Annotated in this window: 22 protein-coding genes; 15 read left to right on the forward strand and 7 right to left on the reverse strand. The window is 66.2% G+C overall.

Annotated elements, in window-relative coordinates; genetic code table 11:
* Nucleotides 1-10: 10 nt before the first annotated feature.
* Nucleotides 11-1,009, reverse strand: a complete 999-nt coding sequence (locus tag AZKH_RS07665) for a quinoprotein relay system zinc metallohydrolase 1 (RefSeq protein ID WP_041657086.1) — start codon at nucleotides 1,007-1,009, stop codon at nucleotides 11-13.
* Nucleotides 1,009-1,812 carry a quinoprotein dehydrogenase-associated SoxYZ-like carrier gene (locus AZKH_RS07670; protein ID WP_015435184.1) on the reverse strand — a complete coding sequence of 268 codons (804 nt, stop codon included), beginning with the start codon at nucleotides 1,810-1,812 and terminating at the stop codon, nucleotides 1,009-1,011. Before AZKH_RS07670 ends, AZKH_RS07665 begins: the two co-directional genes overlap by 1 nt.
* A 328-nt stretch (nucleotides 1,813-2,140) precedes the next feature.
* Here AZKH_RS07670 and AZKH_RS07675 point away from each other — a divergent pair, with 328 nt between their 5' ends.
* The 3 genes from AZKH_RS07675 (at nucleotide 2,141) to AZKH_RS07685 (ending at nucleotide 6,025) form a co-directional block, all read left to right on the forward strand.
* Nucleotides 2,141-3,934, forward strand: coding sequence for a methanol/ethanol family PQQ-dependent dehydrogenase (locus tag AZKH_RS07675; RefSeq protein WP_015435185.1), 1,794 nt, complete (start codon nucleotides 2,141-2,143; stop codon nucleotides 3,932-3,934).
* A gap of 133 nt (nucleotides 3,935-4,067) precedes the next feature.
* A complete protein-coding gene (locus AZKH_RS07680; RefSeq protein WP_015435186.1) occupies nucleotides 4,068-4,922 on the forward strand; it encodes a cache domain-containing protein in 855 nt (284 codons plus the stop codon).
* Between the two features lie 173 nt (nucleotides 4,923-5,095).
* Entirely contained in the window at nucleotides 5,096-6,025 is a 930-nt protein-coding gene (locus tag AZKH_RS07685) for a hypothetical protein (RefSeq protein ID WP_156822064.1), read from the forward strand.
* Between the two features lie 24 nt (nucleotides 6,026-6,049).
* Here AZKH_RS07685 and AZKH_RS07690 read toward each other — a convergent pair whose 3' ends face one another.
* From AZKH_RS07690 to AZKH_RS07700, 3 genes are all read right to left on the reverse strand, one after another.
* Complete coding sequence (locus AZKH_RS07690; protein WP_231874487.1) at nucleotides 6,050-6,310, reverse strand: hypothetical protein; 261 nt, start codon at nucleotides 6,308-6,310, stop codon at nucleotides 6,050-6,052.
* 198 nt (nucleotides 6,311-6,508) lie between these two features.
* A complete protein-coding gene (locus AZKH_RS27900; RefSeq protein WP_015435189.1) occupies nucleotides 6,509-9,043 on the reverse strand; it encodes an EAL domain-containing protein in 2,535 nt (844 codons plus the stop codon).
* A 136-nt stretch (nucleotides 9,044-9,179) separates the two neighbouring features.
* Nucleotides 9,180-10,514 (reverse strand): DcaP family trimeric outer membrane transporter, encoded by a 1,335-nt coding sequence (locus AZKH_RS07700; protein ID WP_015435190.1) that lies wholly within the window; start codon nucleotides 10,512-10,514, stop codon nucleotides 9,180-9,182.
* A gap of 465 nt (nucleotides 10,515-10,979) precedes the next feature.
* Here AZKH_RS07700 and AZKH_RS07705 point away from each other — a divergent pair, with 465 nt between their 5' ends.
* The 8 genes from AZKH_RS07705 to AZKH_RS07740 all read left to right on the forward strand — a co-directional run bounded on the left by AZKH_RS07705 (nucleotide 10,980) and on the right by AZKH_RS07740 (nucleotide 18,029).
* A complete protein-coding gene (locus AZKH_RS07705) occupies nucleotides 10,980-11,771 on the forward strand; it encodes an ABC transporter substrate-binding protein (RefSeq protein ID WP_015435191.1) in 792 nt (263 codons plus the stop codon).
* A 106-nt stretch (nucleotides 11,772-11,877) separates the two neighbouring features.
* Nucleotides 11,878-12,570, forward strand: coding sequence for an ABC transporter permease (locus tag AZKH_RS07710; protein ID WP_015435192.1), 693 nt, complete (start codon nucleotides 11,878-11,880; stop codon nucleotides 12,568-12,570).
* A gap of 17 nt (nucleotides 12,571-12,587) precedes the next feature.
* Nucleotides 12,588-13,322 (forward strand): ABC transporter permease, encoded by a 735-nt coding sequence (locus AZKH_RS07715; RefSeq protein WP_015435193.1) that lies wholly within the window; start codon nucleotides 12,588-12,590, stop codon nucleotides 13,320-13,322.
* Between the two features lie 77 nt (nucleotides 13,323-13,399).
* A complete protein-coding gene (locus AZKH_RS07720) occupies nucleotides 13,400-14,206 on the forward strand; it encodes an ATP-binding cassette domain-containing protein (protein WP_051071751.1) in 807 nt (268 codons plus the stop codon).
* 45 nt (nucleotides 14,207-14,251) lie between these two features.
* A complete protein-coding gene (locus AZKH_RS07725) occupies nucleotides 14,252-15,343 on the forward strand; it encodes a GlxA family transcriptional regulator (protein ID WP_015435195.1) in 1,092 nt (363 codons plus the stop codon).
* Nucleotides 15,337-16,353 (forward strand): arginine N-succinyltransferase, encoded by a 1,017-nt coding sequence (locus tag AZKH_RS07730; protein WP_015435196.1) that lies wholly within the window; start codon nucleotides 15,337-15,339, stop codon nucleotides 16,351-16,353. Before AZKH_RS07725 ends, AZKH_RS07730 begins: the two co-directional genes overlap by 7 nt.
* Nucleotides 16,340-17,407, forward strand: coding sequence for an arginine N-succinyltransferase (locus AZKH_RS07735; protein WP_231874488.1), 1,068 nt, complete (start codon nucleotides 16,340-16,342; stop codon nucleotides 17,405-17,407). The genes AZKH_RS07730 and AZKH_RS07735 overlap by 14 nt, the downstream gene beginning before the upstream one ends.
* A gap of 1 nt (nucleotide 17,408) precedes the next feature.
* The gene (locus tag AZKH_RS07740; RefSeq protein WP_015435198.1) at nucleotides 17,409-18,029 is read left to right on the forward strand and encodes a MarC family protein; all 621 of its coding nucleotides are present in this window, start codon (nucleotides 17,409-17,411) and stop codon (nucleotides 18,027-18,029) included.
* A gap of 18 nt (nucleotides 18,030-18,047) precedes the next feature.
* Here AZKH_RS07740 and AZKH_RS07745 read toward each other — a convergent pair whose 3' ends face one another.
* Entirely contained in the window at nucleotides 18,048-21,332 is a 3,285-nt protein-coding gene (locus AZKH_RS07745) for a DEAD/DEAH box helicase (protein WP_015435199.1), read from the reverse strand.
* A 141-nt stretch (nucleotides 21,333-21,473) separates the two neighbouring features.
* Nucleotides 21,474-21,905: an Lrp/AsnC family transcriptional regulator gene (locus AZKH_RS07750; protein WP_015435200.1), complete on the reverse strand. Its 432-nt coding sequence runs from the start codon at nucleotides 21,903-21,905 to the stop codon at nucleotides 21,474-21,476.
* A 168-nt stretch (nucleotides 21,906-22,073) separates the two neighbouring features.
* Here AZKH_RS07750 and AZKH_RS07755 point away from each other — a divergent pair, with 168 nt between their 5' ends.
* Genes AZKH_RS07755 through AZKH_RS07770 form a run of 4 tightly spaced genes read left to right on the forward strand, consistent with a single transcriptional unit; the run spans nucleotide 22,074 to nucleotide 26,912 of the window.
* Nucleotides 22,074-23,255, forward strand: coding sequence for a KamA family radical SAM protein (locus tag AZKH_RS07755; protein ID WP_015435201.1), 1,182 nt, complete (start codon nucleotides 22,074-22,076; stop codon nucleotides 23,253-23,255).
* 9 nt (nucleotides 23,256-23,264) lie between these two features.
* The gene (locus AZKH_RS07760) at nucleotides 23,265-24,302 is read left to right on the forward strand and encodes a zinc-binding dehydrogenase (protein ID WP_015435202.1); all 1,038 of its coding nucleotides are present in this window, start codon (nucleotides 23,265-23,267) and stop codon (nucleotides 24,300-24,302) included.
* Nucleotides 24,295-25,368 (forward strand): hypothetical protein, encoded by a 1,074-nt coding sequence (locus tag AZKH_RS07765; protein WP_015435203.1) that lies wholly within the window; start codon nucleotides 24,295-24,297, stop codon nucleotides 25,366-25,368. Before AZKH_RS07760 ends, AZKH_RS07765 begins: the two co-directional genes overlap by 8 nt.
* Complete coding sequence (locus AZKH_RS07770; protein WP_015435204.1) at nucleotides 25,365-26,912, forward strand: lysine 5,6-aminomutase subunit alpha; 1,548 nt, start codon at nucleotides 25,365-25,367, stop codon at nucleotides 26,910-26,912. The genes AZKH_RS07765 and AZKH_RS07770 overlap by 4 nt, the downstream gene beginning before the upstream one ends.
* Nucleotide 26,913 lies beyond the last annotated feature (1 nt).

The following is a 26,913-nucleotide window of genomic DNA, read 5'->3' on the forward strand; positions in this document are numbered from 1 at the left end:
CGTAGGTGATTCATCGTAGTCCAGCCCTGGACAAGGCGGCCTGCTCGGCGTGCGGAAACAGATGGATCACGCTGCGGCGGTATTCGGTCTCCACCAACGCGAGCTTGCGGAATTCGGGTGCGATCGGCTGCGCGAGCATCTCGGTCATGTCCAGCCCCGCCTCGGCGCCGTCGCGCATCGTCCGGGCCAGCCACTGAAGCCAGGCGCGGGTCTGGCGGATCGCGGTCGCGTCGCCGGCGACCGCGCCGTGGCCGGGCACCCAGCGGCGCGCGGACAGGGTTTCCAGGCGGTCGAGCGCTGCGAGCCACCCCGGGATGTCGGCGTGCGGCGTGGTCGGCGTGCGGCCGTTGAAGAGCAAGTCGCCCGCAAAGATCGTGCCGCTCGCATGGTCGATCACGACCAGGTCGGCGGCGGTGTGCCCGGCGAGTGCGAGGAATTCAAGGTCGCGCCCGGCGACGACGCGGCGGCCCGGTTCGAGGCGCTGCGTCGGAACGACCCGTTCGGTGCCCTGCATCCAGTCGCCCGCCATCCGGTACAGGTTCTCGTTGAAGGCTTCGCCGTCGGTTTCGATGCCCTTGCGCGTCTGCGGCAGCGCGGCGAGGGTTTCGGCGGGGAAGGCCTGGTTGCCGAGGAAATGGTCGGGGTGGTGGTGGGTGTTGACGGCGAGGACCACGGGCTTCGTCGTGATACGACGGATCGCGGCGAGCATCTGTTCGCCGTAGCGCCGCGAGCTGCCGGTGTCGATCACGACGACGCCTTCCGGGCCGACGATGAAGCCGGTGTTGAGGATGTTGCCGCCGTTCTCGACGGTGAAATCCTCATTGCGGCCGATGAAGACGAATACGCCGGGGGCGATCTCGCGCGGCGAGAGGTGGTAGTCGAATGTCGCCTGGCTGCGGCTTGGCTGGGTCGGCACTGCCCGGTCGGCCGCGCCGATCGGCGTCGGCGCGCTCAGGGACAGCGCGAACGCGAGGAGTGCGGGAAACGCGGTGCTGGCGGCGCGGCGCATCACGGCGTCACCCACGCATCGATCAGGTTGCCGTTATTGTCACGGCCGGACGTATGGATGCGTCCGTTGCCGCTGGCGCGGGCGGGCAGGTCGACCGTGAATAGCGGGTTCTCCGCGACCGGCTCGTAAGGCTGGATGCGCATCAGCTCGGCGCCGCCTTCGTCGGCGAGGCGCAGTTCCTCGATATGGAAGACCGGCACACCTGGGGCAAGGCCAGTGTCCATCGGGTGGATGATCCGCAGGCGCAGGCGTGAGCCGCCGTCGATGCGCGGGAAGACGCGGGCGCTGACTTCGTTGAGGCGCTCCTGCCATTCGTGCGAGCCCGAGCCGGTCGAAGGGGCGGTGCAGCCGCCGCCGGTGGCCGTGACCCACAGCCCGCCGACATGCCACACGCCGTCCGCCGTGCGTGCCGCGGCGCGCACCGGCGACGATTGCTGCAGCTTGAGCCGCAGTCCGAGCGCGGGCTTCGCTGCGGTCGGGAAAAAGCGCAGTACGCCGAGGATGGGGTTGAAGTCGGCGAAGACGAGCACTTCCTGCACGTCGGGCAGGGCGCTTGCGTCGACGCTGATCGGTACGTTCAGGGAGTCTTCGGCGATGTCGGGGCCGCTCACGCGCACGCGGGCGTCGAACACGACACGCTGGCCGGCGAAGAACAGCTTCCGCATGTCGCCCCAGCGCGGCGATTGCAGCGGATCCGTGGCCGCGTCGGGAGAAATTGCGGGCGAAGTCGCGTGCGCCGTGCGCGTCGGCGTCAGCAGGCCAAGGCACAGCAAGGCCAATGTCATCACAATTGCACTGCGCATCTCATCTCCTCCGCAAGGATGGTCATTGCCTTCCTCGTCGTTTGTTACTACATACAGCAAAGGGTGTGCCATTCAGTAGCACGCGGCCTGCGCAGGGGATGTGCTCTACAGTTGCTCAAAAACGGAACAACTGCTGTCAATCAGAGCAGTGACACATTGCGCATGACGCTTGTCGGGACACCTGAGTTCCGTGTTACAGCCTGAATCAATGGTGGTTCAGGCTCCACGAGGAGGTGGCACGGGCTTTGCGAACGGGTCGTCCGAAGCCCGTCGCCGATTGGGGCGGCGGATTCGGAAGAAACGTGACGAGACAATAAGGAGGATGTAAATGGAGAAGACCCGCAAGAGCGGCCGCCTGCCGGGCGCTTTGAGCGTACTGGCCCTGGCGCTCGCGACCGTTGGTACGGTGCAGGCTCGGGAAGTGACCGACAATGACATTCTGAAGGACGGCACGGGCATCACGAGCCAGGTGGTGACCTACGGTCTCGGCACCAAGGGGCAGCGCTTCAGCCCGTTGGCCAAAGTCAATACCTCCACCGTCAAGAATCTGGTTCCCGTGTGGTCGTTCTCGTTTGGTGGCGAGAAGCAGCGCGGCCAGCAGTCGCAGCCGATCGTGTTCGACGGCAAGATGTACGTCACCGCGTCGTATAGCCGCATCTTCGCGCTCGACATGAAGACCGGCGAGAAGCTGTGGAAGTACGAGCACCGCCTGCCCGAAGGCATCATGCCTTGCTGCGACGTGATCAACCGCGGTGCCGCGATCTACGGCAACCTGGTGATCTTCGGTACGCTGGATGCTCAGCTCGTCGCGCTCGACAAGGACACCGGCAAGGTCGTCTGGAAGGAGAAGATCGAAGACTACAAGGGCGGTTACTCCTTCACCGCTGCGCCGCAGATCGTCAAGGGGATGGTGATCACCGGCGTGTCGGGCGGCGAATTCGGTATCGTCGGCAAGGTCGAAGCGCGCGATGCGAAGACCGGCAAGCTCGTGTGGAGCCGTCCGACGGTCGAAGGCAACATGGGCTACAAGTACGACAAGGACGGCAAAGAGATCGAGAACGGCGTCTCTGGCACGACCAACGCCACCTGGCCGGGGGACCTGTGGAAGTCGGGCGGTGCAGCACCCTGGCTGTCGGCCTACTACGATCCCGAAGTCAACCTGATCTTCATCGGTACCGGCAACCCGGCCCCGTGGAACAGCTGGCTGCGCCCGGGTGACAACCTGTACTCGTCCTCGACCGTCGCGATCGACCCGGACACCGGCAAGATCGTGTGGCACTACCAGACCACGCCGCATGACGGCTGGGACTTCGACGGCGTGAACGAGTTCGTGTCCTTCGATTACAAGGATCCGAAGACCGGCAAGATGGTCAAGGCCGGCGGCAAGGCCGACCGGAACGGCTTCTTCTTCGTGAACGACCGGACCAACGGCAAGTTGCTCAACGCCTTCCCGTTCGTCAATCGCCATGACTGGGCCGACCGCATCGACCTCGCGACGGGCCGTCCGGTCTACAACGATAGCAAGCGTCCGCCCAACCCCTTCGTCGAAGGCGGCGAAGGCAAGAAGGGCGAATCGATCTTCGCCGCGCCTTCCTTCCTCGGCGGCAAGAACCAGATGCCGATGGCCTACAGCCCGAAGACCGGCTACTTCTATGTGCCGTCCAACGAATGGGGCATGGACATCTGGAACGAGCCGGTGTCGTACAAGCGCGGCGCGGCCTACCTCGGCGCGGGCTTCACGATCAAGCCTCTGAACGACGACTACATCGGCGCGTTGCGCGCGGTCGATCCGGTCAGCGGCAAGATCATGTGGGAAGTGAAGAACAACGCTCCGTTGTGGGGTGGCGTGCTGGCGACCGGTGGCGACCTGGTGTTCTACGGTACGCCCGAAGGCTACCTGAAGGCGATCAACGCCAAGACGGGCGCCGAGCTGTGGAAGTTCCAGACCGGTTCCGGCATCATTGCGCCCCCGATCACCTGGGAGGACAACGGCGAGCAGTATGTCGCCGTCGTGTCCGGCTGGGGCGGTGCGGTTCCGCTGTGGGGCGGCGACGTCGCCAAGCGCGTGAACATGCTCGAGCAGGGCGGTTCCGTGTGGGTGTTCAAGCTGCACAAGTCCTGATGGCGTCGGGGGCGGTGAAGTGCCGCCCCGTTTCAAGCCACCCCGGTTCGCCGGGGTGGTCGTCTGAGCCCGTGATCGCCTGATGCGCGGTTTCAGCCGACCATCCCGAATCCTTTTTATGAGGATCAGCTAAGTGAAAAAGAACCTCATCAAGCCGATCGTTGCGGCCGCGCTGTTCGGTATTGCGACGCAGTCGGCGCTCGCCGCCGATCGCGGCACGCCGCGCGAGGCGCGCGAGCTGTTCGACCAAGCGGTCAAGTTCATGGAAGCGAACACGCCCGAGAAGGCCTTCGCCGCCTTCAACGACCGCAAGGGCCGTTTCGTGCGCAAGGACATGTACGTGTTCGTGATCGACGACAAGGGCGTCTATCACGCGAGTGGCGCCGCGCCCGAGGCGCTGGTCGGCCTTACGGTGCTCAACACGACCGACGCGGCCGGCAATCCGCTCTTCCGCCAGATGATCGACAGCACGCGCAGCGCGCCGGAAGCGACCGTACGCTACATGTGGCTGAACCGCGTCACCAACAAGGTCGAACCGAAGGTCACCTACGTCCATAAGGTCGGTGACTATGTGCTCGGCGTCGGCTACTCCGCGCCGCGCGCGAGCGCCGACGACGCCCGCGGCATGCTGACGCGCGCTGTCGACCTGGTGAAGAAGGACGGCGCGGCCAAGGCCGCCGCGAGCTTCAACGACCGGCAGGGCGCGTTCGTGAAGGACGATCTCTACGTGTTCATGGTGAACATGGACAGCGGCAAGTTCGAGGCGATGGGCATGAACCCGGCGCTGTCGGACACCGATGCCCGCGGCCTGCACGATGCCGAGGGGCACGCGCTGGTGGCCGAGATGATCGACAAGCTGAAGTCCGCCGAAGATGCGACCGTCGAGTACGTGTGGCGCAACCCGGTGACGAACCGCGTCGAGAAGAAGCGCTCGTACGTGCATCGCGTCGGCAATTCGCTGGTCGGCGTGGGGCACTACATCGAGTAAGCGGGGCCGGCGTGCGGTGAGGCATGCCAGTCATTGCCTTGAGGTTCGCAGGGGCGTCGGCGCTACAAGGGCGCCGGCGCCCCTGTGCTTTCTGCCCCGCCGGAAACCGATGTCAAAAGTCGTAAAATCGGCTTGCGCTTCCGGCGTCTATTACTAGACTCCGAAAAGTGTGCGTGACGCGGGAGGCCGGTGAGGTGTTCAGTCTGTATCGATCGATGCGCCGGGGTTTCCACATCGCGCTGCTCCTTGCAGCGGGTCTCCAGACTGCACTTTCGCCCGCCACTGCGGCCGCCGAAGTGCCCGCCGTCAATATCCGTGTCGAAGGCGAGGGCTGGGGGACGGCGACTCACGAGGAGATCGAGGGCCTGCTGTACTCGGTGGCGGAGCAGCTGCTCAGTTCTTCCGCGGCAAGCCTGAACCGTCCGATCGTCGTCACGCACGAGTCGGGCAGCCCGGTGACCTTGTTCAAGAAGGGCGGCAGCGGCGAATACCGCGTGCAGCTCTCGGCCACCAACCGGGGTTGGGCGCAATACGCCTATCAGTTCGGCCACGAGTTCTGCCACATCATGTCGAACTACGACGTGCGCGGCGACGATCCGGCGCGGCGCGAGAACCAGTGGTTCGAAGAGGCGCTGTGCGAGGCGGCGGGCGTGCATGCGCTGCGCAGCATGGCCGAGCGCTGGGAGACCGAGGCGCCGTTCCCGTCCTGGGAGAGTTACGCGCCGCGGCTGCGCAGCTACGCCGACCGCCTGCTGTCCGAGCCGCATCGCCAGCTTCCGCCGGGCGTGTCGCCGCAGGGCTGGCTGCAGACGCAGCTGCCGACGATGTCGCACAATCCCTATCTGCGCGATGACAATGAGGTGGTCGCGAACCTGCTGCTGCCGCTGTTCGAGCAGTCGCGCGAAAACTGGAGCGCGCTACGCTACCTGAACCTGGCGCCGGCCGGCGCCGGCACGGACCTGGCGGAATACGTCCGGCAGTGGCGCCGGAGCGCTCCCACCGAGCACCGCGCCTTCATCGACAGCGTCGCGCAGATGCTCGGCGTGCCGGCCGAGACAGGCGTTGGCGTTGCGGGCGGCGTGGCTTCCACTGCCGCTTACTGATTTCGCCTGTTGCGAGTCCGGGTTTCAGCGGAATCCGGCCGAATCGCGATCCTGCATGGCGTTGCGAAGCCGGATTTCATAGCCCAGGCGCTGCACATAGCGGTCCATGTCGCGATCGCCGACTGAGGAACTGGCGCGCGGGCCTTCGTCGCCGGTAAAGCCGGGACGGCCGAATACGCCCGAGTCTTCCTTCGCCTTCATGCCCTCGTCGATGGCCTGGGTCTGCTGGTCGAAGGATCCGCCGCTGACCGTGGGCGCAGCCGAAAGGGTCGAAGGTAGGGTCATCACGAGCGCCGCGAGAACGCTCAAGGAAACGAGTCTGCAATCCATCATGCCTCCCACTTTCCGTACGATGCTCCCTGAAAAAACTTGTCCCCCCAAGGTTCTATGCCGCGGGTGTGTAATTCGACTATAGGTGATGATTGGGGAATTTTCCGCAATCTCAGCCCGGCACGGGGTAGATTCCGTGCTTTGCGGTGGGCGCTAAAGCACGCGCAGCAGCCCGGAACATTGCTCGCTTCCAGCAGCGCGTCGGCTCTCGGCTGCGGCAGTTCGGCCCGACGCGGGCACGGCGAGCCGCTCGGCCGGCACGGGACGACCGAAGAAATAACCCTGTCCCTCGTGGCAGCCGTGCTGCTTGAGCAGCGACATCTGTTCGGCCGTCTCAACACCCTCGGCGATGACCCGCAGGTTCAGCGCGTGGCCGATCTGGATCACGGCCCGCGCGATCGCCTGGTCTTCGGGGTTGGTGCATAGATCCGTGACGAAGGAGCGATCGATCTTCAGGCGGTGGATCGGGAATTTCTTCAGGTAGGCGAGACTCGAGTAGCCGGTGCCGAAGTCGTCGATGGAGAGCGAATACCCGGCGCGCTTCAATGCATCGAGGACCTCGCGCACGGTTTGAACGTCTTCCATCAGTGTCGATTCGGTGAGCTCGATCTCGATCATCTGCGGCGGCACGCCCGTATCGCGCTGGACCGCTGTCAGCGTCGCGAGCAGGTCGCTGCGATAGATCTGCAGGCCCGACACGTTGATGCTGAGCTGCATCGGCGTGCCGGCGTCGAGCCAACGGCGGGCTTGATGGAAGGCCTGCCGGATCACCCATTCGCCGATCGGCAGGATCAGGCCGCTTTCCTCGGCGACCGGGATGAAACGGTCCGGCCCGACGGCGCCGCCCTCGCGCGGGTTCCAGCGCAGCAGCGCCTCGGCGCCGAACACGCGTCCGTCGCGGAGGTTGACCTGGGGCTGGAAGACCAGCGCGAATTCGTCGCCGTCGATCGCCTGGCGCAGACGCGCATGCAGCGAGAGTCGTTCCGACGCCTGCACGTTCATCTGCTCGTCGAAGTGGCTGAAGGTGCCGCGCCCGGATTCCTTGACGTGGTACATCGCCGTGTCGGCGCGTTGCAGCAGGGTGTCGAAATCCTGCCCGTCGCTCGGGAACACGGCCACGCCGATCGAGAACGAGGTGCTGAGAAGCTGCCCGCCGACGCTGATCGGCGCCTGCATGCAGCGGTCGATCTTCGCCGCGACTTTGGCGATGTCCTCCGCGTGTTCGACGTTTTCGAGCAGGATCACGAATTCGTCGCCGCCGAGCCGCGCGATCATGTCGGTGCCGTACACGGCGACGCGGAGCCGTTCGGCGACCGCGATCAGCATCGCGTCCCCGACGGGATGGCCGAGGGAATCGTTGACGCGTTTGAAGTGGTCGAGGTCGAGGAAGAGCAGGGCGAGCTTGCGATGCGTCCGGCGCGCATGCTCGGCGGATTGCTCGAAGCGCTCGCGCAGCAGCATGCGGTTCGGCAGGCCGGTGAGCACGTCGTGGCGGGCGAGGAACTGCGCGCGCTCTTCGGCATGCTTGCGTAGCGTCACGTCCGAGAAGGCGGCGACGTAGTGTGTCACCTGGCCGGGCTCGTCACGCACGACCGAGATCGACAGCCACTTCGGGTAGATCTCGCCGTTGCGGCGCCGGTCCCAGATCTCGCCTTCCCAATGGTCGCTCGACAGCAGCGTGTCCCACATTTCGCGGTAGAAGGCGTCGTCGTGCCGACCCGAGCGCAGGATCGACGGCGTCTGGCCGATCGCCTCGGCCGCACTGAAGCCGGTGATGCGCGTGAAGGCGCGGTTGACGCTGACGATGCGGTTGTCCCGGTCGCAGATCAGCAGCGCTTCCGAGCTGTTGTCGAAAACCGTGCTCGCAAGTTCGAGCTGGTGTTGCTGCCGCTTTTGTGCGGAGATGTCCGAATAGGCCCAGATCGATCCCCCGTGCGGTTCGGTCGGGTCGATCGGGCGGCCGACGCGGTAGCACCAGACCGGCTGTCCGTCGCGGCGCCGCAGTTCGACCTCTTCCTCGCTGAAACCGCGTGCTTCGAGCTGGTGGTAGAGGCGGATGCCCTGTTCCCGCCAGGTGTCGGCGGACGGATAGAGCATCAGCGTGCGCTGGCCGGAAAGCTCTTCCGGGCCGTCGTAGCCGAAGATCTCGGCCATGCGCTGGTTGCACTTGAGGATCTGCCGACCGCGGATGTAGGCGATGCCGACGTGCGCGTTGTCGAAGATCACGCGGTGCTCGTCGAGCACTTCCTTGAGCTGGCGTTCGGCTTCCTTGCGCTCGGTGATGTCCTGCAGGGTTTCGATCGCGCCGATGATTTCGCCGCGGTCGTTGCGGATGGGGGCGGCGGTGAAGTACAACCAGGCGCCGCCGTCGCCGAGGTGGGGGAAGAAGTCTTCCGCCTCGTAGCTGCCGGGGATGATCTTCGACGGGCGGAACTTCGCCGGGTAGTAGGTCGAGATCAGCTTGTCGATCGAACCGCTGGCGACCAGATCCGCCATCACGGGGCGGCGCTCGGGGTAGAAGGGCCGCCATTGATCGTCCGTTCCCACCATCCGCGCTGCCGAAAAGCCGAGCATGACCTCGCATGCGCGGTTCCAGTATCGGACGTGATGCCGGCTGTCGATGACGAAGGTCGGGACGGGGGAGCCGTCGACCAGTTCACCCACGCTTGCTTCGAGGAATGTGGCCATGTATTGCGCGCAGGGGAGGCTGGTTGAAAGGCCGTGGGAAGGCAAGATTACATTTGTAACCCTCTTAGTTTAAGCGGAACTTACAACGGCCGGGATGGGGCAAGTTCCCCATCCCGGTCTCTTTGCACGGAGAAGGTCAGAAAGAGTAGTGCATCGAGGTCTGCAGGCGGCGGAAGGTGCCGGTTTCTCCGGTGTTCAGCTCACGTTCGCCCCAAGCGTACTCGAGGCCCAGCTCGGCGTTCTGGGTGAAGGCCCAGAACACGTTGGCGAAGGCATGGGTGAGCGTCTCGTTCGCCGACGGGCCGTAGGCGGCGAGATATTTCGAATCGACGTCCAGACGCGTGCGGCCCCACGACAGGTTGGTGCGCACCTTCTCCGTCCAGGCGCGGGCCCAGCCGACGGTGACGGCGCGCGCCATGCTCAGGCGGATCTTGTCGCCGTCGAAGACTTCCCAGTTGTAGTTCGCCGACGGCAGGTAACGGGCGATGCCGTTGCCGGCGGTATAGAGGCCGAGCAGCGAGTCCTTGTCGGTGATCTTGAACGCGCCGCCGACGCTGACGCCGTAGGCGTTGCGACCGTCGGTCGTGCCGACGTTGTCGTCGTACGAGTAGCGGGTCAGCAGCGCGTTGGCGCCGACGCTGCCGAAGTCGCCGGTCTTGTTCCAGCCCACTGTCAGGTCCGGACGCTTGTCGAGGTTCGGCGTATTGAGCGGCTTCTGGCCGTTGATCATCGTCGCGGCGTTTTCGACGGCGACCGACACGGTGCCGAGCGAGTCGAAGCTCTCCGACAGGCGCACCATCGGCTGGCGCGCGAGCTGGGCGCTGCCATGGCCGTTGAAGTCGGCGGTCTCGGGCGTCGCGTCGAGGTTCATGAAGGTCGACCAGGTCTGGCCGACGAGCAGCGTGCCCCAGTCGGCTTCCAGTTCGCCGTAGGCATGGCGCAGGCGCGGGTTGTAGCCGTTGGTGTAGCCGCTCTTGTAGGTGGTGTCGCCGTATTCGTAGAAGTCGAATTCGAGCTTGGTGCGCAGCGCGCCCATGTCGGTCGGCGTCGAGGTCTTCGCGCCGAAGCGGGTGACGCGGGCGCTGAGGTTGAACTTGCCCTTGCGGGTGTCGGAGTTGAGACCCGAGGGGTCGTCCTTGATCGCGATGGTGCCGGGTTCGAAGGCCCAGTCGCCGGTGCGGGCGCCGAAATCCTTGTACCCGTCGACGTGGATGAAGCCGTACAGGCCGACGGAGGTCTCCGAGCCCGGCAGCTTGAAGGTGCCTTCTTCGTCACCCTTCGTGACGAGGTTGAAGGTCTTGGGCACCGCGCCGACGTTGGCGTCGATGGTCTTGATCTGGGCCTCGAGGGCTTCGAGGTGTGCCCTCAGTTCGGCGATCTGCGCGCGCAGAGCGGCTTCGTCCGCGTGCGCGGCGTTCGACATCAATCCGGCGGCCATCAGCGCGGCGCACAGGGTTCCCACTTTTCGCATTGATCTTCTCCTCGCGTAAGTCTTGTTTTGCATTTGCGACTTCCCCGGTGGGGTAGCGGGGGCGGATGCTAAGCGCTTTGGCGCGAGGAATTGGCGCCCGGCAGGCGAAGTGCCGCTTTTCTGAAAGGGGATGCCTCTTTTGTGATAGTTGCGGTGCAGCAGAGCCGGATTTCTTGCAGCTTTGCGACATTTGCTATCAGGTTTCGGCCGTCTCGATGTCGAAGGCGTGCGGGAGAACGCTCCCGGGACTAGGATTCGACCCGCGCGGGCAAAGGGTCTTGGCGGATTCCCGTCATTTTGTTGCTGCCGCGGTGCGTTGCAGCAATCCGGCCCCGGCCCGTTGAGCAGCGTTGCCTTTTTTGCCACCATTCGCTCCGCTTCCCGCTGCCCTGTATCCAGCGCAGCCCGTCAAACCACCGGCCGAGCCGTCGCGAAGAAGCCGCGAAACAAAGTGAGGAGTACTGGATGAAGAAATATGCACTGCTGTGCGCCGTCGTCGCCATGACCGCGGGCAGCGCCGTCGCCAAGGATTGGGACGAAATCCGCATGGCTTCCGAAGGGGCCTACCCCCCGTTCAACGTCACCGCGGCAGACGGTTCGATGCGCGGTTTCGACATCGATATCGGCAATGCGCTGTGCGAGGAAATGAAGGCCAAGTGCAGCTGGGTCAAGCAGGACTGGGACGGCATGATCCCGGCGCTGGTCTCGCGCAAGTTCGACGCGATCATCGCGTCGATGTCGATCACCGACGAACGCAAGGCGAAGGTCGACTTCACCAACAAGTACTACGCTTCGCCGCTCGCGCTGATCGCGAAGAAGGGCTCGCCGCTGCGTCCCGACCTCGCCTCGTTGAAGGGCAAGAAGATCGGCGTGCAGCGCGGCACCGTCGCCGACAACTTCGCGACGAAGTTCTGGGAAGGCAAGGGCCCCGAGATCATCCGCTATGCGAAGCAGGACGAGGCCTACCTCGACCTGAACTCCGGGCGCATGGATGCGGCCTTCGCGGACTTCCTCGAGGCCTATGGCGGCTTCCTGACCAAGCCGGAAGGTGCGGGCTACGACGTCGCGGGCGAGCGTGTCTTCGGCAACACGGCCGAAGAGAAGGGCGTGGTCGGCGAGGGCATTGGCATCGCCGTGCGCAAGAAGGACAAGGATCTGACCGAGAAGCTCAACAAGGCGCTCGTCGCGATCCGCGCCAGCGGCAAGTACGAAGAGATCCGCAAGAAGTACTTCCCGATGGACATCTACGGGAATTGATCCCCGCCTAGCTACGCGCCGGATAGCGAAAGCATCCGGCGCTTCCTTTTCTGCGTGAGCGGATCCGGCTCTTTCCTGCGTATCCGCGTCCCGGAGTCAATGCGCAATGAATGCCTTGATCGAATATTCTCCCAGCCTGTTCGCCGGTGCCTGGGTCACGCTGCAGGTCGCCCTGCTGTCGTTGGCGCTGGCAGTGGCGACCGGGCTGCTCGGCGCGGCCTGCAAGCTGTCGCCCTATCTCCCGCTGCGACTATGGACGATGCTCTACACGACCGTCGTGCGCGGCGTTCCCGACCTCGTGATGATGCTGCTGGTGTTCTACGGCGGCCAACTCGTGCTCAATGAAGTGCTCGACTATTTCGAGTGGGACTTCATCGAGATCGACCCCTTCGTCGCCGGTGTGATGACCATCGGCTTCGTGTTCGGCGCCTACTTCACCGAGACCTTCCGCGGCGCCTTCCTGTCGGTAGCGGCGGGCCAGCTCGAAGCGGGGCGGGCCTACGGCATGACGGGCTGGCAGGTCTTCCGCCGCGTTCTCTTCCCGCAGATGCTGCGCTTCGCGCTGCCGGGCATCGGCAACAACTGGCTGGTGCTGCTGAAGAGCACGGCGATCGTGTCGATGATCGGGCTTTCGGACATGACGCGCGTCGCCGATCAGGCCGGGCGCTCGACGCACCAGCCTTTCACCTTCTACCTCGCGGTGTGCGTGCTGTACCTGGCGATGACCGCGATCTCGGGTTACTTCCTCGGCCGCCTGACGACGCGTTACAACGTCGGCGTGCGCGAAGCCCACGTCTGACCGACCGGAGCCTGAACATGGATCTTTTCGATACTTCGGTCATCACCGGCAACCTGCCGGAGTTCTGGCGCGGATTGTGGATGACGCTGCAGCTCACCGCGATCGCGCTGCTGGTCGGCTTCGCCGGTGCGATTCCGCTGGCGGTCGCGCGGATCTCGAAGAACCCGGCCGTCCGCATGCCGGTCGCCGCTTACACCTACTTCTTCCGCGGCACGCCGATGCTCGTGCAACTGCTGCTGATCTACTACGGCGCGGCGCAGTGGGAGTGGATGCGCGCGGCGTGGGAGGAAGGCAATGCATTCTGGAGCCTCTTCCGCGAGCCTTACTTCTGTGCGCTGTTGGCATTCGGGCTCAACACCTGCGCCTACACGGTCGAGATCGTTGCCGGCAGCATGCGCAACACGCCGCACGGCGAGATCGAGGCGGCCAAGGCGATGGGGATGAGCCGCTTCAAGGCGCTGCAGCGCATCGTGCTGCCGTCGGCGCTGCGGCGGATGATCCCGTCCTACAGCAACGAGGTGATCCTGATGCTGCAGGGCTCGGCGATCGCGAGCGCGGTGACCCTCGTCGACCTCACCGGCGCGGCGCGGAATGTCTATTCGCGGCACTTCGCGCCTTTCGAATCCTTCATCTTCGTCGGTCTGATCTACCTCGTGCTGACCTTCATGCTGGTCGGACTGTTCAAGTTCGCCGAGCGGCGGTGGCTCGCCCACCTCGCCCCGCGCAAGGCTCTCAAGACCAAGGAGGCATAATGAACCAGAACGCCATCACGCAACGGGTCGGTCTCGGCGACCTGCAAGCATCGCGCAGCGAACAGCAAGGACTTACCATGAACCACAATGCGATCGTCGGACAAGTCCGCGAACAGGTCCGAGAGCAGGTCCGAGTGGAGGACCTGCACAAATCCTACGGCGATCACGAGGTCCTGAAGGGCGTGTCGCTCGCGGCGAATTCGGGCGATGTGATCAGCATCATTGGCTCCTCGGGCTCGGGCAAGAGCACCTGGCTGCGCTGCATCAACTTCCTCGAGAACCCGACCTCGGGCCGCATCACGGTCGGCGGCAAAGAGATCGAGCTCGTCCGCAACCGCAAGGGCGATCTCGTCGTCGCGGACCCGAAGCAGCTGCAGCAGATCCGCACGCGGCTGTCGATGGTGTTTCAGCACTTCAACCTGTGGAGCCACATGACGGTGCTGGAGAACGTCATCGAGGCGCCGGTCCACGTGCTGGGCATCCCGAAGGCCGAGGCGATGGAGCGCGCCGAGCGCTACCTGGAGCGCGTGGGCGTGTGGAAATTCCGCGACAGCTATCCGGCCCACATGTCCGGCGGCCAGCAGCAGCGCGTCGCGATCGCGCGGGCGCTGGCGATGGAGCCCTCGGTGCTGCTCTTCGACGAGCCGACCTCGGCGCTCGACCCGGAGCTCGTCGGCGAAGTGCTGAAGGTGATGCGCTCGCTGGCGGAAGAGGGCCGCACGATGCTGGTCGTGACGCACGAGATGGGTTTTGCGCGCGAAGTGTCGAATCACGTGATCTTCGTGCACCAGGGCCGCGTGGAGGAGCAGGGCAACCCGCGCGAAGTGCTCGTGCGTCCGCAGAGCGAACGCCTGCAGCAGTTCCTGTCCGGCAGTCTGAAGTAAGGACTATCGCAGCGGCGCGTGACGGAATAGGATCGGCGGCGGACCATGCGCTGGGAGAAACCTGTGGAGCACGACTGGCGGGCGCCATCGGCGCGCGGTCTGGTCTCGCCGGATGACGGCGGGCGGCCGATCGTCGTTGTCGTGCTGCTCGTCCCGCCGGTCTCCCTCAGCACGCTCGGCACCATCGTCGATCCGTTCGCCGAGGCCAATCGCCTGGGCGGGCGGCGCTTCTACGACCTGCGCCTGGTGTCGGTCGACGGCGCGCCGGTGTCGCTGTCCGGCGGCGGTCGCATCGCCGTCGAGGGCGCCTTGCCGCTGGTCCTGCACTGCCATGCGCTCTTCGTCGCGTCCGATTTTCACGTGCCGGGCGCCGACGAGGAGACCATCCTCGCGCAGCTTGCGCGCATCGCGCGCTGCGGCACAGCTTTCTGCGGCAACCGTGGCGGCACCGGCTGGCTCGCGCATGCGGGCCTGCTGGAGGACCGGCGCGTGGCGGTGCACTGGGAGGAGATGGCCTTCTACCGCGAACGCCACCCGGCGCTCGTGCATTGCGCGAGTCTGTACGAGATCGACGGCGAGCGCCTGACCGCATCGAGCAACCAGGCGATGATGGACATGATCCTGTACCTCGTCGCGCAGCAGATCGCGCCGAGCCTCGCCGATGACATCGCGCGCCAGTTCGGCCTCGATCGTATCCGGCCCGGCCACGAGAAGCAGGCCGTGCCGGCGACGAGCCGCATTTCGCAGCATCCGCCGAAACTCAACGAGGCGCTGCTCGTGATGGAGGCGAACCTCGAAGAGCCGCTGACTTCGGACGAGATTGCCGATTGCGTCGGCATTTCGCGGCGCCAGCTCGAACGGCTCTTCAAGCAGAATCTCGACATCCTGCCGTCGAAGTACTATCAGGTGCTGCGCCTCGAACGGGCACGGCAGTTGATCGTTCGCACGCAGCAGTCGATCGTGCAGATCGGCCTGTCCTGCGGTTTTTCGTCCGGCTCGCACTTTGCGACCGCCTACCGCGCGCATTTCGGTGTCACGCCGCGCGAAGACCGCGCGCGGGCGACGCTGACCAACAATCTTTCCGGACACGGCGCTTCAGCCGTGCCGCCCGTCCCCCCAACGGAGCCCACATGCTGACGATTCGCCCCGCTCAGTATTCGGACCTCGAAGCCCTCGCCGGCATCGCCGCGCGCGTGCGGGCGCTCGACGTTGCGCTGCCGAACGACAATCGCGAGCTCGAAAGGCTTGTCGAGCGCAGCGAGGACGCGTTCGCCGCCGAGATCGAATTCCCCGGCGAGGAGCAGTACCTGCTGGTCGCCAGCGATGTCGCCGGCGCCCCCGTCGGCGCGTTGAGGATTGTCGCCGCAGCAGGCCATCCGGGCGCCGACTACTCCTTCCGCAACGAGACGATCATCCACGCCTCGCCCGAACTGGGCGTGAATCACCGGATCTATGCGCTGACGCTGAGCCACGACCTCTCCGGCTTCACGCTGCTGCGCCCGCCGCTGGTGCTGCCGGGCGCCCATCGCAGCCTCGTCGAGCGCACGCTGCTGCAGGCCGCCTTGTGCTTCATCGCCGAGAACCCGGCGCGCTTCGCCGAGGACGTGATCGCGCCGCTGCCGGGCATCGTGGATGAGCAGGGGGAGTCGCCGTTCTGGACGGCGGTCGGCAGCAAGTTTTTCGGGGTGTCCTACCGCGAGGCCGAACGCTACGCGCTTGGCAAGGACCGCAGCTTCATGGCCGAGCTGATGCCGCATCACCCGATCTACGTGCCCTTGCTGCCGGAAGCGGCGCAGAACGCGCTCGGCCAGACGCGCAGCGAGTTCATGTCGACGTATGGGCTGCTGGTCGACGAGGGCTTCGAGGCCGAGCGCTATGTCGACGTCTTCGATGGCGGTCCGACTTTCTACGTGAAACGCGACCTCGCACGCTCGGTGCACGACAGCCAGGTCCTGCGACTCGCGACCGACGCGGCAATCGGCCGCAGCGAGCTCTCCGGCCTGCTCGCGAACCGCGAGACGAGCCGCTTCCGCGCGGTGCTGGCGTCCTCGGTCAGGCGCGCCGACGGCACCGTGGCGACGACCGCCGAGGTCGCGGGCCGGCTCGAATTGAACGACGATGACGAGGTGCGCTGTGTCTTTGCCTGATTTGCCACCACTCTCCCCGCCGTCGCCGGTGTGCGACAAAGAGTTCGTTGTGCGCGTCGCGACGATGGACGACGCCGAGGCCTTCACCGCGCTGGTGCTCGACGCCGACGGCACGCTCGAACGCCACGCCGAATCGGTCGAGGCGAGCCGGACGACGATCGCGGTCACGCGGCGCAGCCTCGCCGGCGAAGCGAGCGATGCCGAGCGCGGCTACCTGCTGCTCCTCGAGGATGTCGCCAGCGGCGAAGTGGCCGGTTGCATCGCACTCGCCTGCAACATCGGTCTCGACCAGCCTTTCTACGACTACCGCCTGGGCAAGATCGTCCATTCGAGCCGCCGGCTGAAGTCCTACCGCTGCCTCGACGTGCTCTACCTGTGCAACGACCTCACGGGCTGCAGCGAGGTGCACAGCTTGTACGTTCGCAGTGACGCGCGGCGCATGGGCGCGGCGGCACAACTCGTGCGCGCAGCCCAGCTCTTCATCGCGTCGCGCCCGGCGGAGTTCGCCCCGCGCATCATCGGCGAGCTGCGTGGCGTGCAGGACGGGCAGGGCACTTCACCGTTCTGGGAGGCGGTCGGCCGTCACTTCTTCAAGGTCGACCAACGCGGTGCCGAACGCCTCGTCGCGAAGGGCCACAAGGCCTTCATCGCGGAGCTGATGCCGAAATATCCGGTGTACCTGAGCCTGCTGCCCGAAGCGGCGCAGTGCGTCGTCGGCGGTGTGCACGAGAGTGCGGCCGCACTGGCCGCGCTGCTGGAGGACGATGGCTTCCACTTCGAGAACCACGTCGACATCTTCGACGCGGGCCGCGTGATGGAGGCACATACCGCAAGGCTCAAGGGCGTTGCCGACAGCGTGCTGCTCACCGCGGCCGACGCGCCGCCCGGGTGTGACGCGACGCGGTGGTGGATCGCCTCCGGCGATGGTGCCGATTTTCGCGCGACGATCGCGGCCGGGACGCAGCAAGGTGATCGCCTGCTCGTTGCCGGGGACACTCTCCGGCGCATCGGCCTCACGGCGGGCACGGCTGTGCGCGCCCTGCGCAGCGACTGACATGATCTCGGCCTTCCTGCTGTCCTTCGCGGCGATCTTCTTCATCGTCGACCCGATCGGCGTGGTGCCGCTCTTCGTGTCGATGACGGCCCGCGACGACCTCGCCAAGGCGCGCGACATGGCCCGGCGGGCCTGCGTCGTCGCGACCTGCGTGATGGTCTTCTTTGCGGTCTTCGGTTCGGTCGTGCTCCAGACCTTCAACATCACGCTCGGCGCCTTCCGCGTCGCCGGCGGCATCCTGCTGATGATCACCGCGTTCGACATGCTGCGCGCCCATCAGGCTTCGACGCGGACTTCGCCCGAGGAGGAGCAGGAAGGCGAGGCGCGCGAGGATATCGCGATCGTCCCGCTGGCGATGCCGCTGCTCGCAGGTCCCGGCGCGATCGCGACCGCGATGGTGCTGGTTGCGCAGCACGGCAGCACGGTCGCCGGCACCGTCGCCGTGGTCGCGGCCATCGTCCTGACGATGACCCTCGCCTACGTGCTGCTCCACGGCGCGCATACCGTCAAGCGCCTGCTCGGGCGTACCGGCGTCGCCGTGCTTGAACGTGTGTTCGGCCTGATCCTTGCGGCGATCGCGGTGCAGTTCGTGTTCGACGGCGCGAAGGAGTTGTGGCGTTGATGCCGGCGGCCCGGTGACTCAGGTGGCGGCGGGAAGCGGCGCCAGCAGCGTCGCGATGTCGTCCGCGCCGAACTTCGCCAGCACGTCGGCGTCTTCCGACAGCACGCCGGCGGCGAGCGTGGCCTTGCGTTCCTGCAGCGCGAGGATGCGTTCCTCGATGCTGCCGGCGCAGATCAGCTTGAACACGAACACCGGCTTGTCCTGGCCGATGCGGTGGGCGCGGTCGGTGGCCTGGTTCTCGGCCGCGGGGTTCCACCACGGGTCGTAGTGGATCACGGTGTCGGCCGCCGTCAGGTTCAGGCCGACGCCGCCCGCCTTGAGGCTGATCAGGAACACCGGCGCGCGCCCGTGCTGGAAATCCTCGACCGGTGTGCGGCGGTCGCGCGTGTCGCCGGTCAGCGCGACCCAACTGATCCGGGCGCGATCGAGTTCCGCCGCGATCAGTGCGAGCATCTGCGTGAACTGCGAGAACAGCAGGATGCGCCGGCCTTCGGCGATCAGTTTCGGCAGCATCTCCATCAGATGGTCGAGCTTCGCGTGTTCCCTGACCTTTGCCGCCGCCGGGGTCTTCAGCAGCCGCGGGTCGCAGCACACCTGGCGCAACTTCAGCAGCGCGTCGAGGATCAGGATGTGGCTGCGCCCGAAGCCCTTCGCGGCGATTTCGCTGCGGATCCTGTCGTCCATTGAGGCACGCAACGCCTCGTACAGGTCGCGCTGCCCGCCTTGCAGGCCGATGCGGCGCACGATCAGCGTTTTCGGCGGCAGTTCCTTCGCGACGTCCTCCTTGCGCCGGCGCAGCACGAAGGGGCGGATGCGGGCGGCGAGCAGGTCGCGCCGGTGGGCGTCGCCGCGCTTTTCGATCGGGTTGCGCCAGATCCGCGTGAAGTCCTTGCTCGTGCCGAGAAAGCCCGGCAAGAGGAAGTCGAACTGCGCCCACAGCTCGCCGAGATGGTTCTCCAGCGGCGTGCCGGTGAGCCCGAGGCGGTGGCGCGCGCGCAGCTCGCGGATCACATGGGCGCCCTTGCTCGCGGCGTTTTTCACCGTCTGCGCCTCGTCGAGGATCAGCAGGCTCCACTCGCGCGCCCGCAAGGCTTCGGCGTCGCGCCACAGCAGCGGGTAGGTGCTCAGCGCGACGTCGATGTCGTCGAGTCGTTCGAAACGGTGATGGCGCTCGGGGCCGTGCAGGCTCAGCACGCGCAGTTCGGGGGTGAAGCGGGCCGCTTCGGCCTCCCAGTTGAACACCAGCGAGGTCGGCAGGATGACCAGCGCGGGGCGGTCGAGCCGCCCCGCATGCTTCTCGGCGAGCAGGTGGGCAAGGGTCTGTGCGGTCTTGCCGAGGCCCATGTCGTCGGCGAGGATGCCCGCGAGGTCATGGCGGACGAGATGCTGCAGCCATGCGAGCCCTTCGAGCTGATACGGGCGCAGCGTGCCGCGGAAGCCCGCCGGCGCCGCGACGGCCTCGATCCCTCGGGCGTCGCGCAGCAGGTGCGCGAGTTCGCCCAGCATGTCGCGTCCGCGCCCCGGCAGATCGAGATCGGCGAGGCGCGCAGCGTCGAAGCGGGACACGCGCAGCGCTTCTTTCGGCCGCTCGAAGAGATCGACCAGGGCGCCGACGAGCGGCTTGAGGCGTCCCGCGGCAATGCGCAGGCGACCGAGATCCGCGTCGTGGAGGATGATCGTCTCGGCGTCGTCGATGCGGGCGAGTGCGCCGCCGAGCCAGCGCCAGTCGCGCGCGAAGAGCTCGGCCAGCAGCGGCGCCAGCGCCAGCGCACGGCCTTCGACTTCGACGCCCGGCGAGATGCCGAGCCAGCCATCGCCGTCCTCATCCACGTCGAGCGTCACCGCGGTGATGTCGGTCGCGTGATGGCGGAAGTCGGGCCGGACGTCGACCTCCCAGCCTTCGGCGCGCAATGCCGGAATTACGTTGGCCGTGAACGGCCCCCAGGCGGCTTCGTTGGCGAGCCCGTAGGCGTGCTCGGGAAGTGCCCCGTGGGTGCTCGACACGCTGCGTGGCCCGATCCGGCCGAGCCCGGCCCGGCCGAGACGCCGGATGGCGGCTGCTTCGTTCTCGGAGTCGCGCTGCAGCCGGGCGCTGCGGCCGTCCGGCAGCGTGTGGTAGGCCGCGCCCTGTCCGGGTGCGAGGGTCAGCGGGCCGTATCGGAACGCGAGCGTCGCGTAGTCGAAGAGTTCGGCGCCGAAGCGGGGGTAGTCGCGGAACTTGATGTCGTAGGCGGAAAGGGTTGCGACGTGCAGCACTGGAACAGGCGGGCCGGACAGGGTCAGCGGCGGTTCGCCGATCCGCATCGGCAGGGGCAGGGCCGGTGCGAGTTCGGCCAGGGCGGCGCTGACGAGGTCTGCTTCGACCGGCGTCAGGGGCGGCAGGCTCAGCATCCGAACGATCTGTTCGCGGGGCTCGCCGAGCGTCACCGGGCCGATCCGGTTCGTCTCGCGGTCGATGTACCACGGGGGCAGCAAGGGCAGGACGACCGCCGCGGGAGGGATCAGGCGTAGCGTCGGTGCCCGTCGCCCGTCCTCGGTGCTGATCCATTCCGGCGTGCCCAGCCGTGCCTCGCCCAGGCTCAGCGGCGTGCTGCCCAGGTCGTCGAAATAGAGCCGGCCGCTGCGCGCGAGATGCGTCATGACCCGTTCGGCGCTGCGCCCGTCGAGGGGGAGCGCGTCGTGGTAGATGCGATCGCGCGGGCGTTGCGACCACAGCAGGCCCAGGATCTCGCAGTCGAGCTCATCGACGAAGGACGGCGGGATGTCGAGTGCGCGCGCGAAGTTGTGCCAGCTCTCGGCCTGCCGCACCGACCCATCGCGTCCGAGCCTCGCCTTGAAGCAGGACACGGTGTAGGCCTGGAAGCCGCTGTGAAAGCGGATCAGGTAGAGCAGGACGTGCGGGGCCACGGTCGCCGGCGCTCGCCGCGCCGGGGCGGGTGCCGCCGGCTTCGGGCTCGCCAGGCCGCGAAACGCATTGAGCCACGCAAGGACCTGTTCGCGGGGCCGCGAGGCATCGTCGGTGCGCTCGTCCAGCCAACGCAGCAGCGTTGCGGCGACGTGCTTGCAGTCGCCGCCGACGGGGCAGGAGCAATAGGAAACCAGCCGGGCGGAATGCGGGCCGGCCATGAACTGCACGACCACCTGGTACGGCCGGGGCCGCGTTCCCTGGACGCGTGCGCGCAGGGTCTCGCCTTCGCGCCCGAGTTCGGACACCGCCGCAAGATAGGCGCGCCCCTTCTTGACTTCGTGGGGGCCGAGCCAGTTGATGACGTCCGTTTCGGTGAAGGTGTCGAGCGTGTTCATCGGGTCCGGGGCGAGGCGTTCAGGGGAATTCCCGCTTTTCAGGCCCCGGGCTGCCGGAGGGAGGATTCTCGCACAGCCGGCGCACGCAACCGCATCCAGGTATGCGGATCAGTTGAAAAGGGCGCCCCTCTCGGTGCCCGCTCAACCGGGCCGGTCCAGCTTCGTCGACAGCAGGATCGTCGAAAACGTATCGACCACGCCCTTGATCGCGCGGATGCGGTCGATCACGGCGTCGAGCTCGTGCGTGGTCTCGGTCTCGAGCATGCCGCACAGGTCGTAGCGGCCGCTGATCGAGTAGAGCTTCTGGACTTCGTGGCGTTTCTTCAGCGCGCGCAGCACGTCCGGCTCGTTCTTCGATTCGATCGAGATCAGCACCATCGCGAAGATCGAACGCGAGGACTGTGGCTTCGACACGCTCACCGTGTAGCCGCTGATCGTGCCGCTGTCTTCCAGCGCCTTCAGCCGCAGCTGCACCGTGCTACGTGCGCAGCCGAGCGCCTGCGCGAGCTTCACGACGGGCAGGCGGGCATTCACCTTGAGTAGTTCGATGAGCTGTTTATCGAGCTCGTCCATCGCTTTTTCGCCTGATCAGTCAAATTGTCTTAATGTCGGTCATTTTGACTGATTTGGCCGCATATTCAAAGTCACTTTGCTCGTTCAGACCGGCGCCGCGCCTCCCTAGAATTTTCCTCATAAGGCCCGGCCGGCCACTTATCCAGACGAACAAAGAGGGACAAGAAAATGCTCAAGAAAGTCGTGATCTCCCCGCGCCAATTGCTGACCCGCGCCGAACTCGAAGCCTACGATCCGAGTTCCGAACCCTGGCAGAAGCAGTTCGCCCGCCGCTACTCCCACCACTCCCAGCTGAAGGACATCCTCGACAACATGGAGGATGTGAACGAGACCGTGTACGAGAAATTCGCCGTCTCGGTCACGCCCTACATGGCGCAGCTGATGGATCCGCACGATCCGAACTGTCCGATCCGCCTGCAGTACCTGCCCTCGCGCCACGAGGAGCAGAAGGCCGGCTTCGACACGATGCTCGACGAACTGGGCGAGGAGGGCGACACCGTCCCCGGCACCAGCGTCGTCCATCGCTATCCGCGCCGCGTGCTCTTCCTCGTGTCGAACACCTGCTCGACGCTGTGCCGCTTCTGCACCCGCAAACGCATGGTGTCGCAGCCGACCGGATCGGTGCACAAGGACGAGATCGAGCGCTCGATCGACTACATCGCGAGCAACAAGGACATCGACGACGTGCTGCTGTCCGGCGGCGATCCGCTGACCTTCGACGACGAGCGCCTCGACTACATCCTCGGTGCGATCCGCGAACGCGCCCCGCACGTGCGCTTCCTGCGCATCGGCTCGCGCATGGTCGTGCAGCTGCCGACCCGCGTGACGCCCGAGCTCTGCGCGATCCTCGAAAAGCATCGCGTGCAGATGGTGAACATCCACATCAACCATCCGAAGGAAATCACGCCGCTCTTGCGTGAGCGCGTGAAGCTGATCCAGAAGGCCGGCATCATGATGGGGCTGCAGACGGTCTGCCTGAAAGGCGTCAACGACGACGTCGACGTGCTGCGCGAGCTCTTCATGCAGGCGATCGAGATGGGCGTGCGGCCTTATTACGTCTACTCGACCGACATGGTCGAGGGCGCGCATCACTTCATCGTTCCCTACCATCGCATGCTCGAACTGTACGAGGGCATCCGGGGCTGGATCAGCGGCCCGGCCGTGCCGACCTTCGTCGTCGATGGCCTGGGCGGGCTGGGCAAGCTGCCGATCATTCCGACCTACGTGACCGAGGAAATCCGGCGCGACGGCCAAGGCACGACGATCAAGTGCCGCAACTACAAGGGCGATACCGTCGAGATGCCGGGCCTCGGCCTCGACTTCCGCGTCCCGTCGCAAAGCCGCGCATAAGGGGGCCGCATGAAGCACGGTTCCCCCTATGGCACGCATCGCGTCGTCGAGCCGCAAGGTGTGCTGCCGCAAGGCGCGTGGAAGATCGACAACGCGATGGCGCTTCGCGACAACGAGATCCTGATCGACGTCGCAGCGCTCAACATCGACGCCGCGAGCTTCACGCAGATCAAGACAGAGGCCGAAGGCGACCTCGGCCGCATCGCAGCGATCGTGCGCGACATCGTCGGGCAGCGCGGCAAGATGCACAACCCGGTGACGGGCTCGGGCGGCATGCTGATCGGGCGCATCAAAGAGATCGGGCCGAAGCTCGCGGGCAAGATCGACCTGAAGGTTGGCGACCGCATCGCGACGCTCGTGTCGCTGTCGCTCACGCCGCTCCGAATCGACACGATCCGCCAGATCCACGTCGACAAGGACCAGATCGAAATCGACGGTCAGGCGATCCTGTTCGAGACGGGCCTCTACGCGAAGCTGCCCGACGACATCCCGGAGAAGGTCGCGCTCGCGATCCTCGACGTGGCCGGTGCGCCTGCACAGACCGCGCGCCTCGTGCGTCCGGGCGACACGGTCGTGGTCGTCGGCGGGGCCGGCAAGTCCGGCACCTTGTGCGTCTATGAAGCGAAGAAGCGTGCGGGTCCGACCGGCTGCGTGATCGGCGTGTCGCCCTTCGAGAAGGATTGCCGCCGCATGAGCGAGCTCGGCTGGGTCGATCATGCGCTGCGGGCGGATGCGACCGATGCGGTGGCGATGATGGAGGCCGTGTCCGAACTCACCGGCGGGCGCATGGCCGACGTCGTGATCAACTGCGTGAACATCCCGAACACCGAGATGGGCAGCATCCTCGCGGCGCGCGACGGCGGGAAGATCTACTTCTTTTCGATGGCGACGAGCTTCACCGCCGCCGCGCTGGGCGCCGAAGGCGTCGGCAAGGATGTCGAGATGATCGTCGGCAACGGCTACGCGAAGGGCCATGCGGTGCTCGCGCTCGAGTTGCTGCGCGAATCGTCCACGCTGCGGCGGCTTTTCGAGACGCTCTATGTCTGAGCCGGCTGCCATGACCGGGAGCGCGCTGTGGCGCGAGATCCGCGCCGCCGGCATGACGACGCTGGCGGTGATGGGGATGACGAAGAACACCGGCAAAACGGTGTGCCTGAACCATCTCCTCGCGCAGGCGCACGCCCACGGAACTAGCGTCGGCATCACGTCGATCGGCCGCGACGGCGAGGATCGCGATCAGGTATTTATGATCCCGAAGCCGCCGGTCCTCGTCTGGCCCGGCAGCCTCGTCGCGACTGCGCGCGACACGCTGCTGCGCGCGAAAGTGCGCTGGAAGCAGATCGGCGCGACCGGCATCGAGAGCCCGATGGGCGAGATCCTGATCGTGCGCGCGCTCGACCACGGCGAGATGGAGATCGCCGGCGCGTCGCGCAGCTCCGACCAGCAGAAGGTCATCGCGATCCTGAAGGGCTGCGGCTGCGCGCTGGTGTTGCTCGACGGCGCGCTCGGACGCAGCCATCACGCCTCGCCCGCGATCGCCGATGGCGTCGTGCTCGCGACCGGTGCGGCCATTGGCGGCGGCATCCCGGACGTGATCCGCAAGACGCGCGACCGGCTCGCGATCCTCGGCATTGCTGCGGCCGACGAGGCGCTCGCCGAACGCTGCGGCCACGTCTTCGCGCACGGCGGCATCGGCGTGTGGAACCGCGCGGGAGAGACCGTGTTCGACGCGCGCATTCCGACGTTGAACGCTGCGCCGACGCTGCTTGGCCTGCGCGAGCCCGCGACCATCGCCGTCAGCGGCGCCGTTGGCCGCGCGCTGTGGCACGCGATGAAGACGCTCGCCGCTCGCCATCCGGGCCTCACGGTCGTCGTCGCTGATGGCACCAAGCTTTTCATCGATGCCAACGACGTTGCGGGCTTCACCGCGATGGGCGCGCGCCTCGCCGCCTTCCGCGGCATCCGCATCGCCGGCATCACCCTCAATCCGTTTTCGCCGCTCGGCGGCAGCTTCGACGCCGGGGACTTCCTCGACGCGGCGCGCCGGGCCTTCCCCGATCACGTCGTGGCCGACGTGATGCGCGAGGAACACACCGAAGGAGTTCTTGAATGACCCGACTCAATCTCGACCAGGGCCAGATCGACCGCGCGCGCGAGTCGGCGCGCCGCATCGCGCACCGCGTGTTCGACGACATGAGCCAATTCACGACGACCACCGTCGAGCGCGCGACGCTGCGCCTGATGGGCGTCGACGGCGTGGACGACAATCAGATCCCGCTGCCGAACCGCCTCGTCAGCCATCTGCAGGAGCTGGGGCTGCTGCAACACGGCGCCGCGAGTGTCGTGGCAGGCGCGATGGCCGAGCACGGCCTCACCGCGCAGCAGATCGCCGAAGCCGTCGTCGCCGGCCAACTCGTGCTCGGCCGTCCGAAGAGCGACAAGGCCGCGCGCCAGTCCGCCGAAGCGATCGCCGCGAAGATGTGCGATCACATCGCCTCCCAGCGTACGGTCCGCGCGCAGCAGATCGACAAGGTCGGCGAAGCGCGCACCCCATGGCTCTACCTGATCGTCGCGACCGGCAACATCTATGAAGACATCGTCCAGGCGCGCGCCGCCGCGGAGCAGGGCGCCGACATCGTCGCGGTGATCCGCTCGACCGGCCAGAGCCTGCTCGACTACGTGCCCTACGGCGCGACGACCGAAGGTTTCGGCGGCACGTACGCGACGCAGGAGAATTTCCGCCTGATGCGCGCCGCGCTCGACGAGGTCGGCACGAAGATCGGTCGCTACATCCGCCTGACGAACTACTGCTCGGGCTTGTGCATGCCCGAGATCGCGGCGATGGGGGCGATGGAGCGTCTCGACATGATGCTCAACGACTCGATGTACGGAATCATCTTCCGCGACATCAACATGAAGCGCACCTTCATCGACCAGTTCTTCTCGCGCATGGTCAACGCCTACGCCGGCATCATCATCAACACCGGCGAGGACAACTACCTGACGACCGCCGACGCGTTCGACGCCGCGCACACGGTGCTCGCGTCGCAGCTCATCAACGAGCAGTTCGCCTACATCTCGGGTTTGAAGCCCGACCAGATGGGCCTCGGCCACGCCTTCGAGATCAACCCGGATCTCGAAAACGGCTTCCTGTGGGAAGTCGCCCACGCCCAACTCGTGCGCCAGGTCTTCCCGGAAGCCTGCCTGAAGTACATGCCGCCGACGAAGCACATGACCGGCAACATCTTCCGCGGCCACATCCAGGACGCGCTGTTCAACGTCGTCAGCACCCTCACGGGGCAGAACATCCACCTGCTCGGGATGATGACCGAGGCGATCCATACGCCCTTCATCCAGGACCGCTTTCTCGCGATCCAGAACGCGAAATACGTCTTCGGCACGATGCGCGACCTGCACGACGAGGTCGAATTCAGGGCCGGCGGCCGGATCGAATCGCGCGCGCAGCAGGTGCTCGCCGAGACCGTCGGGATCCTCGCCGAGATCGAGAAGATCGGCCTGCCCGCGGCGATCGGCCGCGGCACCTTCGCCGATATCTCGCGCACGATGGACGGCGGCAAGGGCCTCGACGGCGTGATCGCGAAGTCCGCCGACTACTACAACCCTTTCCCGGATCTGATGCTGGCGGGAGTGAACTGAG

The sequence above is a fragment of the Azoarcus sp. KH32C genome (assembly GCF_000349945.1).
In the GTDB taxonomy this organism is placed as follows: Bacteria; Pseudomonadota; Gammaproteobacteria; order Burkholderiales; family Rhodocyclaceae; genus Aromatoleum.